This is a genomic window from Flavobacterium suncheonense GH29-5 = DSM 17707, assembly GCF_000430025.1.
In the GTDB taxonomy this organism is placed as follows: domain Bacteria; phylum Bacteroidota; class Bacteroidia; order Flavobacteriales; family Flavobacteriaceae; genus Flavobacterium; species Flavobacterium suncheonense.
On the sequence record NZ_AUCZ01000004.1, the window covers coordinates 12,151 to 33,398 of the forward strand.

Consider the following 21,248-nt stretch of genomic DNA (forward strand, 5'->3'; position numbering starts at 1 on the left):
TAAAAGATTGGTTATCGCAATTTTTATCCTGTTAGTCTCAATTAGTTTAACATCATGTGCTCCTAACAATTACACTTCTAGTGAATATGGATTTTTTTCAGGTATTGTTCATGGATTTGTATTCATTTTCTCTTTGATTGGAAAACTGTTGGGTTTTAATATTGGGCTATATGCAGAACATAATTCAGGATTTTTTTACTGGTTAGGTTTCATAATTGGAGTTGGAGGATTAGGAGGGGGAGCTTCGTCTAGAAGGTGAAAAATCAATTGCAAGAAATTTATAATTAACAAAATACCATAAAAATGAAAAACTACTACACATTAATATCTATACTTTTTAGCTCAATCATATTCGCTCAAGAAGCAAAAAAAGATTTAGAAACAGTTAAGACAAAAATGGATGTTTTTGCTTCTAAAACAGGCGTCATAACAAAGTTTATTGATTACAATCTGCAACAAATAAAAGGGCCATATGGTACAGTTTCAGATACAAGAGTTCGTAAATTAATAAGTGGTGCAACATCGCATTATTTCTTTCAAATTATTAAAGAGGGGAAGTATAGCAATTCAACAGCCTCAATAGAATATACAGATTTATTGGAAGTGATAAAAGCATTGAATAGTTTGAAGGGCGACCTGGAAAAAGACCTTCAATCAGCACCTGATTATTTGGAGAACAAGTTCACAACAGCAGATGGTTTTCAGGTAGGATACTATGTAAGTAAAGGCAAAGCCGTGTGGTATTTAAAACTGGAAAAATATGGGGCAGACAACACTTTATTTGTTAACGATGTAGAAAGTTTAGAATCATCATTTGATTCTGCAAAGTTCAAAATCGAAGAATTAAAAAAATAGACATTTTATGCCTGACTGAAAAACCAAATCCTTCAGGCTCTTAGTTTTAAGAAAAAAATCTATCTTTAAAAACCAAAACAAAAACATGAAACTACTTGCACTATCATTAATTTTTGTGATCACTTCATCCTATACCAGGGGTTCAGAAGTTTACATCTGTGGTACAACAGGAGCAAAAAAATACCATTATAAAGAAAATTGCCGCGGATTAAATTCATGCAGTCATGGTATCAAGAAAGTAACCCTTAAAGAAGCTCAAGGGTATGGTTTAACCCTTTGCGGTTGGGAAGATTAATCAAGTTTATTAGTTGTGTTTTGAAAAAGAGCCTAATAATCCTTCTCATTCTTTGTGCTCATTTGTGTTCTTCACAAATCAAATTATGCACATGGAATATCGCAAACATAGGTTCTTCAAAATCTGATGAAAACCTAGAGTACATTGCCAACACAATCAAAAAATTTGATGTAGTGGCGATACAGGAAGTAGTTCCTAATGATGGAGGCGCGCAAACCATAGCCAAACTCGCCGATATTCTAAACCGTAAAGGAGCAAAGTGGGATTATATAGTGAGCAATCCTACCACAGGCAGTAAGTACAAAACCGAACGCTATGCCTTTCTCTGGAAAGTAGCACAACTCAAGAAAATAGGAGAGGCCTGGCTTGAAGCAAAATACCAACTTGAAATAGACCGGGAGCCTTATTACTGTACGTTTCAGTATAAAGGAAAAAACTTTACACTTTCCAATTTTCACGCCATTACCAAAAAACTGCAGCCGGAAACCGAAATCAAGTATTTTAAATTTTTACCCAAACAATATTCAGAACATAACCTTATTTTCCTGGGCGATTTCAATTGCCCGCAATCCCATTCTGTTTTTGGGCCGTTAAAAGGTATGGGGTATAAACCAGTATTTCAAAATCAAAAAACATCCTTAAAAAAGCAATGCAATGGTTCAGATTGTTTAGCATCAGAATACGATAATATATTCATCAATACTTCAAAAGTTGAGGTAATAAATACCGGAGTCATTCACTTTTATCAGGACTTTGAGAGCATACAAAAAACAAAAGAAATTTCAGATCACATTCCCATTTGGGCAACAATAGAAATCAAATAGCGTATGAACAAAACTACTTTTTTGGCATTTTTATTCGTTTTAACTAGTCTATTAGGCTGTAAAGAAAACAAAACGAATTATGAAGATAATAATGATTCCCAGGTTCAAGGTTTCGTGTCAACTAAAGATATTGAATACGAAGAACCGAAGGATGATCCAACGTATCATGTAGACGAAGAACATAAATATGAATATCGCACCGGAACATCAGGAGATTACGATTACAATTACGATGTTGTTGGGCACAATGATAATGGCGATGAGGTTTCCGGAAATGTAACCATGAATGGGAAATATGGTAACGGAACTATTACTACACCAGATGGTGATGAAGTTGAAGTTGATGTCGAATGGATAGATTATGGAAAGTTAAAAGCTACTGATGAAAATGGGAATGAATATGAGTTGGAGGCAGAGTAATTGGGAGTAATTTTTTACAGTCTTTTTCGAGTTGTTAAAATATTACATTTACAGTAAATACTTATATTTATTATTTGAAATAGTTTGTTATGAGTGATAATTACCCAAGATTTATATCAACATTACCTTTAGGAGTAGATAAACTAAAGGGTAGCTCACATGATAATATTGCTAAATCAATAAGTAGTATTATTAAAAATCAGAGTCATGAAATAAAAAAACAGATAATTGGTCTTGAAGGAGATTGGGGATCTGGTAAATCTAATATAATTAAGATAATTCAAAGGGAGGAAGAAGCTTATCTCAATAAAGAAAAATATGTTCATTTTATTTATGATTCTTGGGGACACCAAGAAGATTTAAATAGAAGAGCTTTATTAGAAGAGTTAATTGATTTTTTGGATTTAAAAGAAATAATTCCTCAAGATGTTGACTGGAAAAAAAAGAAAAATGAATTAAAAGGAAAAACAGTAACTTCTATTAAAAATATTTATCCTGAAATTAAGTTTTTTTGGATAATTTTTATTTTATGTTTTTTATTCTATGCTTTCCTCAAAACAATCTATCCAATCATATCATCTATTGATTTTATTCCAAACAATAATCTTGGGGTTTTTAAAGAGTTGTTATTAGTCTGGTTTATCCCTGCAATTTTGTTTGGTATAGGTTTTTATCATCTTGTTTTAGAGATTAAAAATCAATTTGAAGAGAATGAAAAAGAGGGGGAAAACAAGTTGACTGGTAGGCAGCTTTTAGGCCAAATATTTTATTTGCTAAATGGAAAGGAGATAAAAAGTAACACTGTTGATTATGTGATTGAAAATGAACCCTCAAATAAGGAATTTAGACGTTTTTTGAAAGATATAAATAAAGAATTGTTGAACAATGGGAAAACGTTAATCTTAACAATAGACAATATTGATAGATTGTCAAAAGAAAAGGTAAAAGCTTTATGGTCAACAATTAATATTTTTTTTGCAGAAAATAGTGAAAATGAATTGTATGATAATATTTGGTTAATTATTCCATATGATGAAAGTAAGATTGTCGAATGTTTTACAGAAAATAATGATAAAGAAATAGGAAGAGGTTTAATTGATAAAACTTTTGCAGTTAAGTTTAGGGTTACTCCGCCATTATTTTCAAATTGGGAGCAATTACTTGAGGAGAATTTAGTTATGTCTTTTGGCGCAAATTTTATCAATAATGTGGAAGAAACTCACTTTGTCAAAAGAATCTTTGACAATTATATAACAGATTCAGTTATTAAGCCTAGACAGATAATTAACTATGTAAATGATATAGTAACGTTGCATCTACAATATCCAGAAATTAATTTTCGCTATTTAGCATTATTTTCAATGACTAAAGATTCGATACTTAATGACGAACCCAATGAAAATAATTCAAATAGAAAAAGAACTCCTAATGAAATGATTTTATCTAGATCGTATATAAATGAAAATACACAATTATTATTTAAAGGTGATAGAGATATAGATAAGTCTATGGCTGCAATTGTTTTTGGAGTATCTCTTGATAATGCGGAGGAGGTTCTTATGGATCGAGAGATCGAGACAATTCTTGTTAATGGCAAGGTTGATGAATTAAATAAATTTTTAGATACCGTATCATTCCCGGCCCATTTTGAGAAAAAGTTTGCAAAAATTTCACTGTCAAATATCACTTTAAAAAATATCGCTTTACTGCCTGATATTTTAACCAAACTTGAAGATTTAAATCTTGTAGATAAAAATATAATTAGTAATTATTGGAGAGATTTAAATGATAGACTAATTAGTAATGATTATTATCACAAAGAGTTTTATGATTTACATAAAAAAATCACGTTAAAAGATATTTCTTTAGGGAAATCTATTTTAAATAAATGTGTTGATGTCTTGTATTATGAAATCAGAAGTGCATCTGGGGAAGAACAATATATAAATGGAATTTATGAAGTTAGTACTTTTTTGGATAATGAAGTTGAAGGTCTCGATTTAAAAGATTTAGACCTTAAAAATAGAAGTATAGAACCTTCCAGCTTTTTTTACCTTTTAGAGAAGGTATCTGAAGATTATATAGTTTACAACCTCACATGTACACCCCAAAAAATAAGAGAATATTTTTATACAGATGACAATATTTTAGACATTGAGCGATTAGAATCAGAATTGAAAGGTTTGAAAATATTAAAGGAGAACGTTGATTTCGATTTCACAGAGATTGTAGCTGATTTAAAATCTGGTTTAAATGAAATAACAGAATCAAATATAGATGAGATAAAATATTACTTCGAATGTCTACAAGTATTAACAGACAGTAATCCAATTGATGACATTTCAGTAAATAAAGGGGTTATTAATTCAAGTATTCGAAAATCAAAAGATAATAAAGAGATATTAGTTTTATTATTAGCGTTTGCATTAAAAAACGCACATGATTTGTCCCCTAATTACGAACCAGAAATTTTTAATGAGATACAATCCTTAAATGATGAGTCTACAATTAGGTTATTAGCTTTAAAAATTGAAAATGTAATTACATTTCAAAAACTTTTGGAAATTATAATTGAAAATCAATTTAATTATGAATTGTTAAAAAGAGTTGTAAAAGAAATGACAAACAATTCACATCTAGGAAAGAGATTGAATATTAAATGGGTTCTAGAAAATTTTCAGTTGATTGAGGAAATAATTTTTGAAAATAATGATGTACTAGTCTATAGGTTTTATCGTAAACTATCGGGATGGGCTATTCATGTTGAAGAAAAATATGATAAGAAATTTAATGATATTACTAACATAAATATTAATGTTGTTGATTATGTTTTGAAAATTGATAATAATCTATCTAAGGTGCTTGTTAAATACTTTAATTCCTATTTTAAGGAATTAACTAAAGAAAAATATTATGATATTTTTGAAAATAGAGACCTTTTCCATAATCAACTTTTTAGAAAAATGAATAATAAAAAAATTGAACAAGTTGTATATTTTGAAAAGGTTTTTCCTTGTTTAATGGAATATCTTAAAGACTTTGCTTCAAGTAAAATTAATGTCCAACAGTCACAATTTGTTTTTTTAAAAAAATTATTGATTCAACTCGATAAAAAAATTATTGTTAATTTTTATAAATCAATACTTGATTCTTTAAATTGTAATTCAAGTTTAAACCATTCACATATAATATTCTTCTTTGACGATATCGTTAACCATAATTTATTAATTAAGAAGCCTGATGAATCAATAAACGGAATTTTGAAGGTTCTATTAGAAAATGACTTTTTATATGGTAAATATTTTTCAAAGCATTATAAATTGTATGTAGACGTAGTGTCAAAAGGAAAGGATAATAAAGCTAGTGGAATAGTTTTGTTGAAAGAAAGACTTAAGAATTATCCTAAGAAAAATGATATGAGGGTTTATGCGGATAAAAAAATACCAAATTGGTCAAAAACAAAAAGATAATAAATCAAAGATTGAGGTATGCACTGACAATAAAAAGACGCCCAAAAGCGTCTCATCTAATTATCCCATAGCATTTAGCTCATCCATTCGCGCCTCTAATACTTCAATTTGTTTTGCAATATCATAACAATAGTAAATCGTAGCAATTAAAATCATAGCAGCTAAAATAAGCATCCAATATGCTTTTAAAAATTTCAAGATGTGCTAGCTTATAAATTAGGCTGCAAAAATATAAAAATATTCTTACAAAAAAGAAACTTAAAGGCGACTTTTATTTCATAATCTAATCAACTTTTATAGCCTTATTAAAACATTATTTCTTATGTTCTATAATCAAACCATTTTCCGAAAATGAAAATGTTTTTTCTTCAAAAATAGATTTCATTATTAGCCAAACTTTATCAACCAGTGTAAATTCTAAATTTTTACTTTCATTATTTTGAGTTAATTTCCCTGTAATAGTAACAACATCTAATCTAATACTCTCATTTATACCTTGTCTGAAAAGTTTGCTTTCCGGTAGTTTGTAGCTTTTAATAATTTCAATTTCCATCTTTTGCTGATTAGCCACGTATTTGCGAAAATCGGTCACATAATCATAAAAGGGACGGCGTTTCCCATCGATGAGTTCTACATAATAATTGAAAAGATCCAATTCATCTTGGACGTCTAGAAATCGATTATTGCCTAGATTAATTTGTAGAAGTTTTGGGCGTATAGCTGTAATGTTAAGATTAACTTGTAAAGTTCCTAACTCAATTTCTTTTGGCCTTGAACTTTGGTCATTATTGTTCCATTCCTTTAAAGTTACTAAACCAATGTTTTTAAATTTTGCGTAATCAATCGCATCTTTAGTAAAGCCTTCTTTGGAGACTATGATACCTTTATTAATGCTAGTATCTTCTATAATTCCAAATACCTTCATGACAATGTCTCTGTTGACTTTCTTCTTCCAATATTTACATTCTATAGCAGTATCGTAGGTATTTATTCCATCAGAATGTGTTGTTAAAACATCGATTTGATAATTACTACCAGACCTGCCGGTAACTTTACATTTACTGCCAAATCCTTTTACCTTAACTCCGGATTGATGGCCTAACATTTCGTAAATGTATTTCGTGATTGATTCGTAAATTTTCCAATCTAACTTGTTAGTCGGTTGCATATCAATTTGCATAAAATGAATAATGCTAAGTTAAACTAAAAGCTTTATGATTACATTAAAAAAAATGAAAGACGCCTCAAAAGCGCCTTTCATTTCCTATTCCTCCAACTACCATTATACCCACGATACTTCCCACCATCATAAGCTTTCCCCCGCAACCAAATCCCGGCAAGCACAAATACAATTAACCCTAAAATTTCATACCATTCCATAACCCAAAAATACAATAAGGTAGAGTAGTGGTGGTTAGGGTAAAACCAAATGCTCCGTTTTGGATAACTGTTTATCCCAAATTAACAACTACAAATGTTGCTATAAAAACATAAAGATGCCCTAATGCATTTTTATGTATAAACAATAAATAAGTTTCAGTTTTGTACTAAAATCCAGCCAGCTTTAACAAAACCGCTGTTATAGGCAGTACTTTAAAGTTCAGTTTTAATAGTCACTATCTGTTTAATTTCTCCGTTTTCAATTTGTAGTCGTAATTGTTCATAGTTTATATTATTTCCACTCATCACACTTACATTCCCAAGTGCTTCTTGAGGCCCTTCAATTTTTAAATCATCTAAAAGAACTATTTGTCCTCGATGAAGTTTTCTGTCTACTAAAGTTAAATCCTTGGTAAAAGAATTTGGATATTTAGAGCCAATATCTGTTCCAAATCTTCTAAGTAATTCATCAGTAAAGTGGTCTTCACCAAATTCTTGCGGATTAATTATGCCAGATGTGTTTTCTCTGTAAAGTACATTTATGGCATTTTTGAGCCCTCTTTTATCTTCAAAACCTTGAATATTTGTATCAATAAATTTAAAAACATCTTCATAGAAGTTTTTTGTTACTAATTTATCATTTGAGTTTGAATTAAATCCTAAGAAAGTAGAATAAAAATATTCCGCTAAATCTTTTTTTCCACTACTAAAATTATCGTCATACATATAGCAGGAATGTTTTTCATTTGTTTCACTCGCAAGTATATTTTCTTCTAAAAGAAATCCGATTTTATAAAAGTCTTTTGCAGGTGAAAGAAATAAATCATTTATCAATTCAACTAGTTTTTGATTGTTTAATTCTCTTATGGTAAATGCAACTTGCAATTCAGCCTTAATTACTAATGTGAAATGTTTATTGTTAATTCTACCATCCATTATTAAAAGGAGTCCTGAAGGAATGGTTTTTTTATCATGACTTTTTGCTAATAAATCTGCAATGCTTTTAGATTTAGTTATGAATTTTTCATCTGATGAATTTTTCATCTCTAAAGAATAGCTATAAAAACTATCTGCTTCATCATCATCAATTTGCAATTTAAAAAATCGTTTGTTTTTTGAAAAAGCAGTAGCAATTCGTTCTTTTAAAGTTTCTAACTCTGCCTCTCCAAATCGAAAAAGATTTTCTGAGTATTCTGCTGTTCCAAAATCTTCACCTTCTCTTTTTTTATGAACCTTATGAATAATAATTCTCGATATTTCAATGTTTTCAACGTTTATCATAATTTAATAATCATTTATAAAGTCAATATTATTAGGATTTATTTCAAATATTTTTTGCATATAATCTAACATATTTGGATAGCCTAATACACAAGTATTTAGGTGCTCTAAAACTAAATAATATAGTGTACCTAATGTGCTTCTTTTCTTGTCAAATTGTAATAGTATCCATTCATTTTCTTCTTTGTTTTCAATGAATTCAGGATATAAATTGATTTTGAAAATTCCTTGGTCTAATGCAGGTTTATTTATATTTACAATTATTCCTTTATCAAATAAGCATAAAATATTTGGAAGAAATTTCCAGTCTTTATTTTTATAATATTCAGTGATATCTTCGTAGGTAAATGTATTACTTATGCCAATAAACATGAAACTTAGTAATGGATTTTTATGTGAGTTGGCAGTAGTTGCTTTGTCAATAAAAATACCTTTTCCTCCTGCTTCAATATAATTTGGACTTATTTCAGGTCTGGTCAGAAATGAGTGCATTCTTTCTTTTGTTGTAACAAAATCGTTTATATATTTTTTATTCCAACTTGATTTAATTTCAGCGTAAGCAAAAATACTTTCATAAGTTAAGTATTCCGTATTATCAAAAGTTCTATATAATATTGGAGTTCTAAAATTATCAGCAATTATCATATCTAGTTGTGGACTTGCTGAAAGTTTAGTATCAATTATGTGCCCATTACTAATATAATATTTGTCAGGTAGTTTACTTCTAAAAAAATTTCTAACTGCTATTTCAAAATGATCGCCTGAAGCTCTTATATTTCCTGTATTGTGAATTAATTTGACTTGACTTTGAGCAATATCTATACCATCAGCCTCGAAATCGAAGAATGTATCAATTGAAATTTTTCTAAATTCTCTATCCTTTTTTTCCATCTATTTACGGATGTTTATTTGGGTAATGCCTATAACGTTCCCCCGGCTTTTGTGTCAGGTGGGACTTTTGTTCCTTTAGTTTTATTTTATCACCTAGTCAAATGTACGAAAAGATCATTCTATTAATTACTAAACTCTATGTTAGCAACGGTTATTTAAGTAATTCAAAAATAATTGAAGATTTATAAAAAAATGAAATACCAGAATGACTGTTTACTGAATCTTTTACTGGAATATGTCCAGCGTTTATTCCTACTAACATTATTTCCCTAAATCCACCACCAAACAATGGAGCTTCAACTTTAATACCTTTTTGAATTGCAAAAACAGGACTTCCTGATGAACCTCCAAAGGAAAAAGCTTCATATGCTATAACTTGTCCTTCATCTTCACCTGAATATGAATAATCAAATCTAGGATCGCTCGCAATTGTTCCAGTTCTTAATATTGGTAGATTATTTTTTTTATCATACCAGTCTGGGAAACCAGGAAAAGCAACAAAATCACACACAGTTATTTTTTCCATTAATCTAGTTTGATCTGCAATATCTTTTAAATTTATGCTAAAACTTGCTTTTGGTTCTTTGCCATTTAAACTTGCAGCTTGAACGTTTTTAAGACAAGCGACATCATTCATATAATTATCAGAATAAATGAATTGATCAATATTACCAATTAATAGTTCATTGTCATCTGTTGGTAATCCTGTTTGCGGATCTTTCTCTTTATTATAAACTATTAATTTTACAAGTTTGAAATTTTTATATTTTGCTGTTCTTTGTTTATAATCAAGATCAATAACATGACGATTTGTTATCAAATTAGTACTCCCTTCTTCAGATTTTACAAAAAAAGCTGTTCCAGATACTGCCTTTTCTGAGCCTATGTCGTCTTTAAAATACGCTTCAATTCTACTAGCGGCACATAAATAATCATTTTTAAAACCGTGATTCATATTTATCTTTTTGTTAATTGATACTAACTTCTAAATATATGAAGTCTCTGTCAAAAATAAGAATACTCCTAAACAAACCATTACGGTTTCCCGTAAATAAAAAAGATGCTTAAAAGCATCTTTTAGTTTTCATCAAAATCGATTTCAAAATCAAATAATTCTTTTGGATGTTTATTTAACCCTTTAGCTAATTCTAAAATTGTTTTTAATTGTATATCTACTTTTCCTTTTTCGATTTTACTTATATCACTAGAATCTACATCACATCTTTCTGCCATTGAACGATAAGACAGATCTTGTTGAGTCCTAAGAAACTCTAACCTTTTACCAAATAGTATTTTAAAATCGTCTTTTGTCAAAATTTAATTTTCTAGTATCTAGTGGCAATTTCAATACATTTTTAAAAAATATTGTGGGTTTAAAAACCTACATTTAAAAATATTTCTTACATTTGCTTTGAAATACATATTTTTGCGATTCTTTAAATAAAACATTTGAAGCTCTCGCTTTGAATCTCGTCTTAGAAAACTGGTAATTTTTTGGCACACGAGAGGATAAGCATGAAGCTCACGACCATGGCGTGGGCTCTCTTATCTGTGTGCGGGTATACCAGTACCTCTAAGGCATTTAAGTTGAGTTCCACGCTTTTTTATGCACTAAACTCTCTTTTTTCAAAGCAAAACTTCACTTTACAGGCTCGCAAAATCACAATAAAACCGGCTGGGTCTACCTTGCCGTTATATGCCACTATGGCTTAGCTGCATTAGGCTAATAGTGGCATTGTTTTAAACAATGTCAAATCATAACAGTAATGCCTATGATGAAATAATTTTTAAATAAAAAGAGCCTTCTGCCTCGTGTTGGCGCATAAGTACAGAAGGCCCAAGTAAACAAAACTAACGTTTCATTAACCAATCCAATACTATGAAAAATTTTTTATTCAGTAGGCATAGGCTGGAAATATTTTGCCTTATTTTTTCTGTTCTGCCTCTTACCATTCAGGCGCAATCCCAACCACATAAAATAACTGGCACCGTGTCAGACAATAGTGGTGTTCTGCCTGGAGTAAGCATCATTATTAAAAACAGCCAAACAGCAACCATTTCAAACGGTAACGGTGGGTATACCATCGAGGCAAAACCTACAGATACTTTGGTGTTTTCCTTCATCGGGTACAAAACACAATACATCACAGTAAACAACCAAACAAAAATCAATGTAATCCTTCAAGACGATGCCACCCAATTACAGGAAGTAAAAGTAAACGCGGGCTACTATTCCGTAAAGGAAAAAGAACGCACGGGCAGTATTGCTAAAGTTTCCTCCAAAGACATCGAAAAGCAGCCCGTAACCAACGTAATCGCAGTTATGCAAGGTCGCATGGCAGGGGTAGAGGTAACGCAGGACAGTGGCGCACCGGGCGGCGCTTTCCAAATCAAAATCCGGGGGCAAAACAGCCTTCGGGCAGATGGTAACCAACCGTTGTATATTATCGATGGAGTATCATACTCCTCCGAAACTATCGGTTCGCTCAACACTTCAGGGATGATGCCCACCATGACGAGCCCTTTAAACAGCATAAACCCTTCCGATATCGAAAGCATCGAAATCCTCAAAGATGCCGATGCCACAGCTATCTACGGCTCAAGAGGGGCTAACGGGGTAGTGCTCATTACCACTAAAAAGGGAAAGTCAGATAAAACAGTTTTCAGTGTCAATGCGTCAACAGGGGTAGCCTCCGTCACTAAAAAGCTTGACCTTATGAATACTCAGGAGTATCTGGCAATGCGCGCCCAGGCTTTCGCAAACGACGGCATCACAACCTATCCCGATTATGCTTACGACATCAACGGCACTTGGAGCCAAGATAGATATACAGACTGGCAGGAAGAGTTAATAGGCGGTACAGCCGAAATCAACAACCTGCAAGCTTCGGTTTCCGGTGGCTCTAAAAATACACAGTACTTGTTAAGTGGAAATACCCGCTTGGAAACTACGGTATATCCAAAAGCTTTTAAATACAGGAAAAGCGCAGCGCATTTCAGCATGAACCATACGGCCGATAATAACCGCTTCAAACTAAACTTTTCAGCCAACTACACCGCGCAAAACAATAACCAACCCGCTACAGATTTAACAGCAGTTTCCAGAACATTGGCGCCAAATGCTCCGGCTTTATACGATGCCAACGGAAGCCTAAATTGGGAAAACAGTACTTGGGACAATCCGTTAGCGTTATTAGAATCTGAGTTTTTTTCCAAAATCAAAGATTTTAATGCTAATGCGGTATTGTCGTATAACATTCTACCCAACCTGCAACTCAAAACCAGTTTAGGGTACACAGATTTGCGCAGTAATGAGAGTAACACACAGCCTTCCACCATGTACAATCCTGCTTATGGGTTGGGCAGCGAAATATCGGGAATCAGCAACAACATCACATCAAGAACGTCATGGATTGCCGAACCGCAAATCAACGGGAACTGGAATCTCGGGAAAGCTAAAGTCGAGGCATTGCTTGGTACTACTTTTCAAAGCCAGATAACCAATCGGTTGTTTCAGTCCGGTTTTGGTTTTTCAAGCAACAGCTTAATTCACGATATAGCTTCAGCAAACCTAAAAGCTATCGACTTGAGTGATGAAGCCGTTTACAACTATCAGGCGGTTTTCGCACGTATCAATTACAATTACGATAGCCGTTACATCCTTAACATTACCGGCAGACGTGACGGTTCCAGCCGCTTCGGACCCGGCAAACAGTTTGCTAACTTCGGGGCGGTTGGTGCCGCTTGGGTTTTCTCCGAAGAAAAATTGCTGCAAGGCAACAGTATCTTAAGTTTCGGAAAACTTCGCACCAGTTACGGTACCACAGGCAACGACCAAATTGGCGATTATCAGTTTTTAGATACCTATGTGTCTTCCGGAAACACCTATCAGGGCACCATAGGCTTACAACCAATACGATTGTTCAACCCCGAGTTCGGTTGGGAAACCAATAAAAAGTTCGAAGCAGCACTAGAAGCAGGTTTCTTTCAGGATCGTATTTTCCTAACGTCGGCTTATTATAACAACCGCTCTACTAACCAATTGGTAGGCATCCCGCTTCCGGGCACTACAGGTTTTCAAACTTTACAGGGTAATCTCGATGCAACGGTGCAAAACACAGGGTTAGAGTTTACGTTGGCTTCCAAAAACATTGCAGGTAATGATTTCTCTTGGACAACCAATTTCAATATCTCATTCAACAGAAATAAATTGCTGTCATACCCGGGCTTGGAAACATCTCCTTATGCAAATACGTATGTAGTAGGGCAGTCGGTCAATATTGTCAAACTTTACCATTACACAGGTTTCAACCCATTAACTAACCTATACGAGTTTGAAGATGTAAATAACGACGGCCAGATTACTTCATTGGCAGACAGACAAACTATTGCCAATCTAAGCCCTAAATATTTCGGAGGCTTGCAAAACAACTTACGTTATAAAAACCTGCAACTGGATTTCTTGTTTCATTTTGTAAAACAGCAAAGCTTTGGCTATATGCCGGGCGTTCCCGGTACTGCGGTTAATCAGCTTTCAGAGGTAAGCCATCAGCAATTACCATTTACATCAGGAGCAAATGGTGAAGTTATTGCTGCTTATTACCGTTATGGCTTAAGCGATGCAGCATTGCAGGACGCTTCCTTTGTAAGGCTTAAAAACGTATCATTAACGTATGATATTCCTTTGAAAACGAAGGATTTAAAATGTCAGTTGTATTTCCAGGGGCAAAACCTGCTCACCTTCACACCCTACAACAGTGGCGATCCCGAGTTTAAATTCTCAGGCTATCTGCCCCCATTAAGGGTATTCACAACGGGGGTAAAACTAACCTTATAATCAAACACTACACCAATGAAAAAGCTACTCATATTATCCGTATCGCTAACCTTGTTAGCCTTAACAACTGCTTGCGAGAGTTTTGTTGAGGTCGAAACACCCCAATCGCAACTCACAGGCTCCGAGGTTTTCGAAAACCACAACACCGCAAATGCAGCCGTGTTAGACCTTTTTGCAAAAGTACGCGACAACGGCCTTATCACAGGTTCTGCATTGGGCACTTCGGTAAATCTTGGCTTATATACAGACGAGTTAATCTATTACGGTACAACAGACGAGAACGTTTCTCATATTTTCAATAACAGCCTGTTGGCAACCAATCCAACAGCACGGCAGTACTGGAACGACAGTTACCATCAAATCTATTGTGCCAATGCTATAATCGAAGGGTGCCAGCAATCGGTAAGCCTGCAGGAACCCTATAAAACCCAATTTACGGGAGAAGCTTATTTTATCAGGGCTTTGCTGCATTTCTATTTGGTAAATTTGTATAACGATGTTCCGTACATCGCCACTACAGATTATCAGCAAAACCGCTTAGCCAGCCGTATGCCTAAAACATTGGTATACGAACAGGTCGTTTCAGATTTACTCCAGGCAATAGAAATGTTGTCAACAAGTTATCTAACGCCAGACCGGGTGCGTCCTAACAAGGCCACAGCCAAAGCATTCTTGGCGAGAGTATATCTGTATCAGGAAAACTGGTTGCAGGCAGAAACCTTGGCAACAGAAGTAATCAACACAACCGATTATGTTTGGGAAACCGATATAGACAAAATATTCTTAAAAGAAAGCACTGCTACCATTTGGCAGTTTTCACCCAAAATGGAAGGCAACAATGCCGATGAGGCATCGGTCTTTATTTTTAACGATGGCCCGCCGCCGTTCGTAGGCTTAAGTCCGGGTTTGGCAACCGCTTTTCAGCCCGAAGACCTTCGCAAATCCCATTGGATTAACACCATTACAGACGGAACAAGCATTTGGTATCACGCCCATAAGTACAAGCAAAATACCAACACGGGAACTTCGTTGGAATATTCGGTTGTCTTCCGTCTGGCAGAACAATATTTAATCCGGGCAGAAGCAAGGTTAAAACAAGGTAACGAGATTGGAGCAAAATCAGATGTAAATCTTATCCGCAATACCGCAGGTTTGCCCGATACACCTGCAGTAACCGAAGCGGCAATATTCAATGATATTATGCTGCAACGCCGTTTAGAATTCTTTACCGAATATAGCCACCGCTTTTTCGACCTAAAACGAACCGGACAATTAAACGCAGTGTTAACACCAGTCAAACCGGGATGGAACAATACAGATGCCCATTGGCCAATTCCAGAAACGGAATTACTGGCAAACCCCAACATGACCCAAAATCCCGGATACTAATGAAAAAAGCCTATTTACAAGTTGTTTACGGCGCATTAGCTGTATTCATATTTGGGTTTGTTTCCTGCCCTGTAATGGGGCAGGTAGCAACCAAAATCCCGCTTACCGGGAAAGATTATCACCTGTGGGGCACGTTGCAAACGCGGGCTCTTTCAGATAACGGTAATTGGGTAAGTTATTCAATGTCCTACCCATCGGGTGCCGATACGTTGTTTGTCTTAAGTACCAAAACACAAAGGAAATATGTGTTGCCTAAGGCTTTAGACAGCAGGTTCATACAAGAGAACATCTTTGCTTATCGTAAAAACAACAGTCTAATACTGCTAAACCTTTCAAACGGAACAGAAACCGGCATTACTAATGTTTTCAATTACAGAATAACGGCAAACGAAAACTATCTTATTACCGAAGAACCCGTAGCAAACGAAAGTAAAAAGCTGTGCATCCGGAATCTTCAGGGAAAACTTTTGCAATCCATCGATGAGGCGGATAAGTATGTTTGGAATGAGGCCAAAACAAAAATCCTTTGCACTACAACAGGTTCTATGCCTTCTGTTACTATAATCAGTCTTGTCACAAAACCTCAAGTGAAATTGGTTTGTCAAAATGCAAATACAGTTTACAGTGCTTTAACTTGGCAGGAAAATGGGGAAGATGTGGTCTTCTATCGCACAAGTACTAAAAGCGATAAACAATCTGAAGTTGTGTATCTCAACAGTAAAGAAAACAAGTACTACAGTTTAAATGAAACAGGTTCAGGTTTTCCAAAAAACTTTAGAATAGATACCAATTCTAACATTGCATTAAAACTTTCAACAGACGGCAGTAAAGTATTTTTCGGAATACAAAGCATACTCGAAAAACCCGATAAAGAAAACTTTGAAGGGGTAGAAATATGGAACGCAAATGATAAAATCATATACCCTGAAAGAAAGCTAAAAGCTTCTGTGGGCAATACGCAATTATTGGCAGTATGGTGGCCTAAAACCGGAAAGGTGAGTGTAATTACCTCAGAGGAAGAATCGTGGATAATGCTAACCGGAAATCAGCAATACGCCATAACGGCCAATCCAATGCAGTACGAACCCGAATACAAACTTTTTGCGGACCGGGACTTTTACCTCACAGAACTGGCCAGCGGAAACAAAATAAAGCTCTTGGAAAAACAATCAGGACAACAGGAAATGATAAGAGTGCAACCCAACGGAAAGTATATTGTTTATTTTAGAGAAGGCAATTGGTGGAGTTATGATACTAACCTGAATAAGCATAGAAATATTACAAAACAGTTACAGTCAGATTGGGACAACCGTAAAACAGATCCGGGAGCACAATTAAATGTATGGGGTTTGGCAGGTTTTACCAGCGATTACAAATCAGTGCTGCTTTACGATTATTACGATGTTTGGTTAATCGATTTGGAAGGAAAGAAAAGCTATAGACTTACAAAAGGTAAAGAAACCAAAACAAGGTTTCGTATTAAAGTAAGCCCGACATCGTATACTAACTATTCAGGCCTTCCGGATGCTTTAATCGATCTAAAAGATACACAAATACTAACGGCATTAAATCTTTACGATGGGAGCAATGGCTTTCACGAGTTGCGACCAAATAAATCGATAATTTCGTTAGTTACAGAACAGGGAGCAGCAGGCAGATTGCTTCTGTCGAAGAATGATCAGGCTTTTGTTTATGAAACTCAAAAGTTTGATGTACCACCAAGCCTTATGTTTAAAGTAAGAAATGAGGTAAATCATAAGATTATATATAAAAGTAATCCGCATCACGACAAGTATTTTTGGGGTAAGTCAGAAATGATACACTACAAAGCCCCTTCAGGAAATGAACTAAACGGAGCATTGTTTTATCCGGCAAATTACAAGCCCGGTCAAAAATACCCTATGATAGTCTGGATTTACGACACGGTCTCACGGGAACTAAACCAATATGTAAATCCAACACTCAACAATCCCATTGGTTTAAACATTACCAACTTTACTTCAAAAGGATATTTTGTTTTATTACCGGATATCGAATTTCAAAAAGGGAGTCCGGGAAAATCCGCTTTAGATTGTGTAACTACAGCGGTCAATAAAGTAATAGACATGGGTTATACAGAGCAGGGAAAAATTGGATTAAAAGGACAATCATTCGGGGCTTACGAAACCAACTACATTATATCCCAAACCAACTTGTTTTCCGCTGCGGTTAGTGGGGCAGGCGTTTCCGATGTGGCAAGGCATTATTTCACACTTAATAAAGAAGACAATAAAATAGACGCTTGGCGTTATGAAAATCAGCAGTACCGCATGGGAAAATCCTTCTTTGAAAACCCGCAAGGCTATCTCGATAATTCACCATTAATGCAGGCGGCTGGGATAAATACACCTTTATTAACCTGGGCTGGTTTGCAGGACGAAAACGTACTGCCGAAACAAGCCTTAACCTTTTACATTGCATTGCGAAGATTAAACAAAAAACACATTATGCTACGCTACCCCAATGACGGGCATATTTTTGTTAATGGTAAAAATCAGATAGATTTAACCAACCGCATACAACAGTGGTTCGACCATTTTTTAAAGAAAGAACCCGCAGCAGCTTGGATTCAGAAAGGAACGGAATAAAAATGAAAGTGCCTCCATGGTTTGATGGAGGCACTTTGTTTTAGGGGTATTAGTGAACCACTTTATACAGGTTCAGACTACACTGGTTGGCAATGTTTTTTCGCCAAACCTGTCTTGGAGTTGCCTCGCTCGACATACAAATCTGTCCGGTGTTTACGGGAGTACAATCCACAGTAATTTCCAAACAGTTATTTGGATTCGGGTTTTGGATAAATCCTGTAATCAAAACGGGCTTTTTAGCCTCACTAACTTTCGCTTCATTAGTGCCAATGGCACCTGCGCTGGCCAATGTGAATGCCAATACTGGCAAAATCACTTTTGCAATAGTTTTCATAATAATAAAATTTAGATATGATTTTCTGATCTACTCTTTTCTACAGGTTTTCGATCTCAGTCCTGCTACCGGCCGGTATATTTTTAAGTCTTTTTGCGAATAAGATTGGTATTCAGATGATATCGGTGCAAGTAGGAGCCTATAATAGCATATAGGTTATCCCCAACAACATACATCGATTGTAGTCTTGCCTTTTCCACATGATATATGTAAATACTCGATAAATAAGAATAGTTGTGCGTATCATAAATGTCAACAACAGAAGCTTCCTGCCACATTTCTTTGGGCTCATAGCGGCCAACGATTTTAGAATTCACAAACAACAAACCGTTTGAAAAGGCAGTCAGTTGGTTTACCGTTAGTGGTGGCGAAGCCATTTTTCGTTCTTTGGTTGCTTTAATGTAGGCAGTTTTAAAATTTACATGACTGATAGTATCTATGGTTTTGCCACGATAATCAAGTTTTAAATTCGGGTCAGATACCATAAATTGATTTCGGTAATAGTAAGTGTAGGCAAACTTTTTCATCATAGGGTCAAAAGCCATGGTACCGTCCGTATCAAAGAAACCGTCAACCTGTTTTTGTAATAGATTAGGAGCGTAGGAAACATGCAGAGAATCTCCAAATTGAAACGTTCCTAATACATTCTCGCCGTTATTACTGTTTTGAGCCCTAAATACTATGGTGTTCGGTGCAGTAATTTCCGCTTTCGAAAAATAATATCCATTGGGTTCCATCAGAATTTTCCCTTTCCAGTCATCCAGTAACCCGCGATAGATAACCGGAACCGTGCCATCCGTCAAATAAAAGAAAGGAGGAAGCACTTTCATTTGCACAGTCTGAAAAGGGAAATCGTCACGTTCCAGTTCAATTTTAAATTGCTTCTTGGTTTTTAAAAGCGTATCAAAAGCGGTAATGTACATCGGAGCTAAATGATCGGCTAAAAAAACAGTTCCGTTATCAGAGCCTGCCAGATAATGAGAGTTATTAATCAATTGCACTTCATCAGTCTTAAAAGCCGAACCCTCAACAAACCTGCGGATAAAAGGATTTTCCCGATGCATGGCACGCTCCGAAGCGATATAAAGCCCAACCATAAAAACAATGCATGTAGGAAAAACAATAATCAGCTGAAAGATTGTTCTGCGTACATTGGTTGTAGCAAGGAGCAAACCCATCAAAGCCAAAATCACAAATCCGACATTAAAAACAAGATGTTCCTTCCATCCCAACGATTCCAAAATACCACCGCAGGAACAAGGCACAAAGTAGGAATAGTTCAAAATAATTACAATGTAAGCAGTAAAAAGCACCATTAAGCTTAAAGCGGATAACAAACCGATATACCGGGTTTTAGGAAAGCAGACCAATAAGGCAACAATAAGTTCAAGTCCTAATACACTATAAGACACAAATCCGGTAAAAGCACTTAAAAGAGGAGATTGCCCAAGCTGCGCCTGAAAATTGTCAAATTCAAGTAATTTACTTACAGCCGCATACACAAACAAAATAACATACAGCAAACAAATACTTTCAAGTAAAACAGTCCTAAAAGTTGCATTCAGTTTCATAACATTAACTCGATTGGTTTAATGATGTAAAATTCTGAAATACAAACAGTAAAGGCATTTCAATTCGGGACAACAACTTATCCAAAAGGGAGAAAATTATAAGGTTAACAGATAGATGTTTTTAAGCTCCTTGCATTCAATATAAATTTAAGTTAAATAAAAAAAACCTTGTTTTCTCTTTAGAAACAAGGTTTTAATATATCTAAGTTAGAATTCTTTTACTAATGCATCCAGCTATAAATTTCATTTTTCACATCTTCAGTAATTCTGACCCCCTGATTAAGAGTTTCATCAGTTTCACGTGTGTGAATACCTACAATTGAAATAGAATCTTTAAGCATGATGGCAGAACCACTGGCGCCTTTCTTAGTTGAAATTGGATATTTTAAACTCAAAGGATTAACTTGGGTTAGTGCAACCCGATAGCGCGGATTTGCAATCCGTGCCCACAAAGAGACGCGACTAAAAGCTACAACGACAAAAAGTTGTAGCTTTGTTATTTTATATAAAAAGCCATGTCAACGAAATATAAAGCCACAACAACAGAAGAAGCCTATTTTATTACCATTACAACAGTAGGTTGGATAGATATATTTACACGTCTTAATCAAAAATATGTGCTCATCCATGCATTACAGCATTGTCAACAAAACAAAGGATTGGAAATATATGCCTATTGTATCATGACAAGTCACGTTCATTTATTATGCAAGGCAACAAGTGGGTTTGTTTTGTCTGATGTGATGCGTGATTTTAAGAAATTCACTTCAAAGAAAATCATTCAAACGATAATCGAAGAACCTGAAAGCAGAAGAGAATGGATGTTGCATTATTTTCAAAACGCTTGTGAACATTTAAAAAGGAAGCAACAATATAAAATTTGGCAAGATGGTTATCATGCGGAACATGTTTATAGTAACTCGTTTATAAAGCAAAAAGTAAATTACATTCATCAAAATCCCGTCAAAGATAAAATAGTTGGTTTCGCGGAAGATTATTATTTTAGTTCCGCAAGAAATTATGCTCGTTTAGAAAATGATTTAGAAGTTACTCTGTTAGATTTGATTTAGATTG

At 34.6% G+C, this 21,248-nt stretch carries 18 protein-coding genes; 10 read left to right on the forward strand and 8 right to left on the reverse strand.

From position 1 onward, the window contains the following. Positions 1–303: 303 nt before the first annotated feature. From G498_RS0102290 to G498_RS0102305, 5 genes are all read left to right on the forward strand, one after another. On the forward strand, positions 304–855 hold the full coding sequence (locus G498_RS0102290; protein WP_035743830.1) for a hypothetical protein: 552 nt from the start codon (positions 304–306) through the stop codon (positions 853–855). Between the two features lie 85 nt (positions 856–940). Beyond that, a complete protein-coding gene (locus tag G498_RS15580; RefSeq protein ID WP_081694195.1) occupies positions 941–1,150 on the forward strand; it encodes a hypothetical protein in 210 nt (69 codons plus the stop codon). Between the two features lie 62 nt (positions 1,151–1,212). Then, a complete protein-coding gene (locus G498_RS0102295) occupies positions 1,213–1,974 on the forward strand; it encodes an endonuclease/exonuclease/phosphatase family protein (RefSeq protein ID WP_316928682.1) in 762 nt (253 codons plus the stop codon). 3 nt (positions 1,975–1,977) lie between these two features. Continuing rightward, positions 1,978–2,394 carry a hypothetical protein gene (locus G498_RS0102300; RefSeq protein WP_026979656.1) on the forward strand — a complete coding sequence of 139 codons (417 nt, stop codon included), beginning with the start codon at positions 1,978–1,980 and terminating at the stop codon, positions 2,392–2,394. A gap of 89 nt (positions 2,395–2,483) precedes the next feature. Then, positions 2,484–5,864: a P-loop NTPase fold protein gene (locus G498_RS0102305; RefSeq protein ID WP_026979657.1), complete on the forward strand. Its 3,381-nt coding sequence runs from the start codon at positions 2,484–2,486 to the stop codon at positions 5,862–5,864. A 60-nt stretch (positions 5,865–5,924) separates the two neighbouring features. Here G498_RS0102305 and G498_RS16020 read toward each other — a convergent pair whose 3' ends face one another. Continuing rightward, entirely contained in the window at positions 5,925–6,062 is a 138-nt protein-coding gene (locus tag G498_RS16020; protein ID WP_154656438.1) for a hypothetical protein, read from the reverse strand. Between the two features lie 115 nt (positions 6,063–6,177). Beyond that, entirely contained in the window at positions 6,178–7,032 is an 855-nt protein-coding gene (locus G498_RS0102315; protein ID WP_161625327.1) for a restriction endonuclease, read from the reverse strand. A 46-nt stretch (positions 7,033–7,078) separates the two neighbouring features. Between G498_RS0102315 and G498_RS15695 the strand changes: the two genes are divergently transcribed. Continuing rightward, a complete protein-coding gene (locus G498_RS15695; protein ID WP_154656439.1) occupies positions 7,079–7,246 on the forward strand; it encodes a hypothetical protein in 168 nt (55 codons plus the stop codon). A gap of 211 nt (positions 7,247–7,457) precedes the next feature. Here the strand turns inward: G498_RS15695 and G498_RS0102325 are convergent, their stop codons facing one another. The 4 genes from G498_RS0102325 to G498_RS0102340 form a co-directional block, all read right to left on the reverse strand. Next, positions 7,458–8,525, reverse strand: coding sequence for a nucleoid-associated protein (locus G498_RS0102325; protein ID WP_026979659.1), 1,068 nt, complete (start codon positions 8,523–8,525; stop codon positions 7,458–7,460). Positions 8,526–8,528: 3 nt separating this feature from the next. Beyond that, complete coding sequence (locus G498_RS0102330; protein ID WP_026979660.1) at positions 8,529–9,416, reverse strand: DUF6602 domain-containing protein; 888 nt, start codon at positions 9,414–9,416, stop codon at positions 8,529–8,531. A 151-nt stretch (positions 9,417–9,567) separates the two neighbouring features. Further along, complete coding sequence (locus tag G498_RS0102335; protein ID WP_026979661.1) at positions 9,568–10,371, reverse strand: trypsin-like peptidase domain-containing protein; 804 nt, start codon at positions 10,369–10,371, stop codon at positions 9,568–9,570. 122 nt (positions 10,372–10,493) lie between these two features. Next, positions 10,494–10,730 carry a helix-turn-helix domain-containing protein gene (locus tag G498_RS0102340; protein WP_240470433.1) on the reverse strand — a complete coding sequence of 79 codons (237 nt, stop codon included), beginning with the start codon at positions 10,728–10,730 and terminating at the stop codon, positions 10,494–10,496. 565 nt (positions 10,731–11,295) lie between these two features. Here G498_RS0102340 and G498_RS0102345 point away from each other — a divergent pair. Genes G498_RS0102345 through G498_RS0102355 form a run of 3 tightly spaced genes read left to right on the forward strand, consistent with a single transcriptional unit; the run spans position 11,296 to position 18,269 of the window. Then, positions 11,296–14,253 (forward strand): SusC/RagA family TonB-linked outer membrane protein, encoded by a 2,958-nt coding sequence (locus G498_RS0102345; RefSeq protein ID WP_026979663.1) that lies wholly within the window; start codon positions 11,296–11,298, stop codon positions 14,251–14,253. Between the two features lie 15 nt (positions 14,254–14,268). Continuing rightward, complete coding sequence (locus G498_RS0102350) at positions 14,269–15,642, forward strand: RagB/SusD family nutrient uptake outer membrane protein (protein WP_026979664.1); 1,374 nt, start codon at positions 14,269–14,271, stop codon at positions 15,640–15,642. Continuing rightward, entirely contained in the window at positions 15,642–18,269 is a 2,628-nt protein-coding gene (locus tag G498_RS0102355; RefSeq protein WP_161625328.1) for an alpha/beta hydrolase family protein, read from the forward strand. Before G498_RS0102350 ends, G498_RS0102355 begins: the two co-directional genes overlap by 1 nt. A gap of 49 nt (positions 18,270–18,318) precedes the next feature. On the opposite strand, the gene G498_RS15305 is transcribed toward G498_RS0102355, so the two are convergent. Both G498_RS15305 and G498_RS0102365 read right to left on the reverse strand, forming a co-directional pair. Then, entirely contained in the window at positions 18,319–18,603 is a 285-nt protein-coding gene (locus G498_RS15305; protein ID WP_051269649.1) for a DUF6520 family protein, read from the reverse strand. Between the two features lie 83 nt (positions 18,604–18,686). Continuing rightward, on the reverse strand, positions 18,687–20,174 hold the full coding sequence (locus G498_RS0102365) for a MauE/DoxX family redox-associated membrane protein (RefSeq protein ID WP_026979667.1): 1,488 nt from the start codon (positions 20,172–20,174) through the stop codon (positions 18,687–18,689). 515 nt (positions 20,175–20,689) lie between these two features. Between G498_RS0102365 and G498_RS0102375 the strand changes: the two genes are divergently transcribed. After that, positions 20,690–21,244, forward strand: coding sequence for an REP-associated tyrosine transposase (locus G498_RS0102375; protein WP_026979669.1), 555 nt, complete (start codon positions 20,690–20,692; stop codon positions 21,242–21,244). Positions 21,245–21,248 lie beyond the last annotated feature (4 nt).

What these genes read in the sequence shown, in the direction of transcription:
- G498_RS0102365 (WP_026979667.1), bottom strand. Translation starts at nt 20,174, where the DNA reads ATGAAACTGAATGCAACTTTTAGGACTGTTTTACTTGAAAGTATTTGT.
- G498_RS0102345 (WP_026979663.1), top strand. Translation starts at nt 11,296, where the DNA reads ATGAAAAATTTTTTATTCAGTAGGCATAGGCTGGAAATATTTTGCCTT.
- G498_RS0102375 (WP_026979669.1), top strand. Translation starts at nt 20,690, where the DNA reads ATGTCAACGAAATATAAAGCCACAACAACAGAAGAAGCCTATTTTATT.
- G498_RS15580 (WP_081694195.1), top strand. Translation starts at nt 941, where the DNA reads ATGAAACTACTTGCACTATCATTAATTTTTGTGATCACTTCATCCTAT.
- G498_RS0102355 (WP_161625328.1), top strand. Translation starts at nt 15,642, where the DNA reads ATGAAAAAAGCCTATTTACAAGTTGTTTACGGCGCATTAGCTGTATTC.
- G498_RS0102330 (WP_026979660.1), bottom strand. Translation starts at nt 9,416, where the DNA reads ATGGAAAAAAAGGATAGAGAATTTAGAAAAATTTCAATTGATACATTC.
- G498_RS0102315 (WP_161625327.1), bottom strand. Translation starts at nt 7,032, where the DNA reads ATGCAACCGACTAACAAGTTAGATTGGAAAATTTACGAATCAATCACG.
- G498_RS0102350 (WP_026979664.1), top strand. Translation starts at nt 14,269, where the DNA reads ATGAAAAAGCTACTCATATTATCCGTATCGCTAACCTTGTTAGCCTTA.
- G498_RS0102325 (WP_026979659.1), bottom strand. Translation starts at nt 8,525, where the DNA reads ATGATAAACGTTGAAAACATTGAAATATCGAGAATTATTATTCATAAG.
- G498_RS15695 (WP_154656439.1), top strand. Translation starts at nt 7,079, where the DNA reads ATGATTACATTAAAAAAAATGAAAGACGCCTCAAAAGCGCCTTTCATT.
- G498_RS0102290 (WP_035743830.1), top strand. Translation starts at nt 304, where the DNA reads ATGAAAAACTACTACACATTAATATCTATACTTTTTAGCTCAATCATA.
- G498_RS0102300 (WP_026979656.1), top strand. Translation starts at nt 1,978, where the DNA reads ATGAACAAAACTACTTTTTTGGCATTTTTATTCGTTTTAACTAGTCTA.
- G498_RS15305 (WP_051269649.1), bottom strand. Translation starts at nt 18,603, where the DNA reads ATGAAAACTATTGCAAAAGTGATTTTGCCAGTATTGGCATTCACATTG.
- G498_RS0102335 (WP_026979661.1), bottom strand. Translation starts at nt 10,371, where the DNA reads ATGAATCACGGTTTTAAAAATGATTATTTATGTGCCGCTAGTAGAATT.
- G498_RS0102305 (WP_026979657.1), top strand. Translation starts at nt 2,484, where the DNA reads ATGAGTGATAATTACCCAAGATTTATATCAACATTACCTTTAGGAGTA.